Origin of the sequence: uncultured Rikenella sp. (genome assembly GCF_910577125.1) — a bacterium.
GTDB lineage: Bacteria > Bacteroidota > Bacteroidia > Bacteroidales > Rikenellaceae > Rikenella.
On record NZ_CAJTMN010000176.1, the window covers coordinates 1 to 2,322 of the forward strand.

At 57.9% G+C, this 2,322-nt stretch carries 2 protein-coding genes; one reads left to right on the top strand and one right to left on the bottom strand.

Annotated elements, in window-relative coordinates; genetic code table 11:
* Nucleotides 1-265: hypothetical protein (locus tag QZ292_RS10305; protein WP_294601252.1), on the top strand; the 265-nt coding region annotated here is incomplete at its 5' end.
* A gap of 179 nt (nt 266-444) precedes the next feature.
* On the opposite strand, the gene lepA is transcribed toward QZ292_RS10305, so the two are convergent.
* The gene (lepA, locus tag QZ292_RS10310; RefSeq protein ID WP_294601255.1) at nt 445-2,232 is read right to left on the bottom strand and encodes a translation elongation factor 4; all 1,788 of its coding nucleotides are present in this window, start codon (nt 2,230-2,232) and stop codon (nt 445-447) included.
* Nucleotides 2,233-2,322: the final 90 nt, after the last annotated feature.

Consider the following 2,322-nt stretch of genomic DNA (forward strand, 5'->3'; position numbering starts at 1 on the left):
GTTTCTCCGCCCCCTGCTCGGCCCAGCGCAGCGCGAAAACCGCAAACGGTTTTCGCGCCCGAAGAACCGCGTCCGCCTCACTGCGGCTCCGCTGTCGCTCCGCCGCGTTTTCCGTCGCCCACGGCAATGCTTGCCGGATTGGCTCGCCGCCAATCGGCAGAATGTGCCCTTTTACGCGGGCGGGCGACGGAAACAAATTTTGTTCGCGCGCCGGACATTCATTCTCTTTCGGCTCATCGCCGAAACAGTGGAATCGCATCTTTAAGCGTGGCACACGAGTAGTTAGAACATAATAACGGCCGCGCGCCACGACGCGAACGCGTCGGCCACGCGGGCCCCACGTCCCGTGGACGGGAAATGCTGTCGCATTTCCACTACCAGCCTCAGCCTCCAGCATCACCCAACGCAGCCTCAACGCACACCCGACAATCCTATCGCCTGCCGTCAGTCCATCTTGAGCACCGCCAAAAACGCCTCCTGAGGCACCTCGACACGCCCCACCTGACGCATCCGCTTCTTCCCTGCCTTCTGCTTTTCGAGCAGCTTCCGTTTCCGCGAAATGTCCCCCCCGTAACACTTCGCCGTCACATCCTTCCGCACCGCCTTGACCGTCTCGCGGGCAATGATCTTCGCCCCGATAGCCGCCTGAATCGCAATGTCGAACTGCTGGCGTGGAATCAGCTCCTTGAGCTTCTCGCACATCTTCCGGCCGAAATCGTAGGCGTGATCCACATAAATCAGCGACGACAACGCATCGACCTGCTCGCCGTTCAGCAAGATGTCCAGTTTCGAGAGTTTCGACGGTTTGTAATCCGTCATGTGGTAGTCGAACGAGGCATAGCCCCGCGAAACGCTCTTCAGTTTGTCGTAAAAGTCGAAGACAATCTCCGCCAGCGGCATGTCGAAATTGACCTCCACCCGATCCGTCGTAATAAACGTCTGGTTCAGCAGCACGCCCCGCTTCTCGATACAGAGTTTCATAATCGCCCCCAGGTACTCCGTCTTCGTAATCACCTGAGCCAGAATATACGGTTCTTCGATGTGGTCGATCACGTTCGGCACCGGCAACCCCGACGGATTGTGCACCATCAGTTCCTCGCCCTTGGTCGTGAAGACCTTGTACGAGACGTTCGGCACCGTCGTGATGACATCCATGTTGAACTCGCGGAACAGGCGTTCCTGAATGATCTCCATGTGGAGCAGCCCCAGGAAGCCGCACCGGAAACCGAAACCCAACGCCAGCGACGACTCCGGCTCATAGGTCAGCGAGGCATCGTTCAGTTGCAGCTTTTCCAAAGAGGCCCGCAAATCCTCGTACTGATCCGTCTCGACCGGGTAGATCCCCGCAAAGACCATCGGTTTCACATCCTCGAACCCGGCGATCGCCTCGCGGCACGGCTCCGCCACCGAGGTGATCGTATCCCCCACCTTCACGTCCACCGAATTCTTGATTCCCGAGATGATATACCCCACATCGCCGGCCCGAATCTCGTCCCGCGGCGACATCTTGAGCTTCAGCACCCCGATCTCGTCGGCGTCGTACTCGCTGCCGGCGTTGAAAAACTTCACCCGCTCGCCCTTCCGGATCACGCCGTTCATCACCCGGTAATAGGCGATGATCCCGCGAAAGGGATTGAATACCGAGTCGAAAATCAGCGCCTGTAACGGCGCATTATCGTCCCCTTTCGGAGCCGGCACGCGCTCGACGATGGCCCGCAGGATATCCTCGACCCCCTCACCGGTCTTGCCCGAAGCGGCCAGAATCTCCTCCCGCCGACAGCCGAGCATGTCGACAATCTGGTCCTTCACCTCCTCGACCATCGCCGAAGCCATGTCGATCTTATTGAGCACCGGAATGATCTCGAGGTCGTTCCCCAGCGCCAGATAGAGGTTCGAGATGGTCTGGGCCTGAATCCCCTGCGTGGCGTCGACCACCAGCAAGGCCCCTTCGCACGAGGCGATGGCCCGCGAAACCTCATACGAAAAGTCCACGTGGCCCGGAGTATCGATCAAGTTCAGGATATATTTCTCACCCTCCTGCACATACTCCATCTGAATCGCATGGCTCTTGATGGTGATGCCTTTCTCTTTCTCCAGCTCCATATCGTCGAGCACCTGGGCCTGCAATTCCCGCTCGCTGACGGTTTTGGTCACCTCCAACAGCCGGTCGGCCAGGGTCGATTTCCCGTGGTCGATGTGCGCGATGATACAAAAGTTGCGGATATGCTTCATAATAATATCGTATCTCTTTAATCCATCGTTTATCTGTGTCTACCCGCAGAGAACTGCCGCTTTTTGGAAAAAGCGGCACCAAAAACTTTT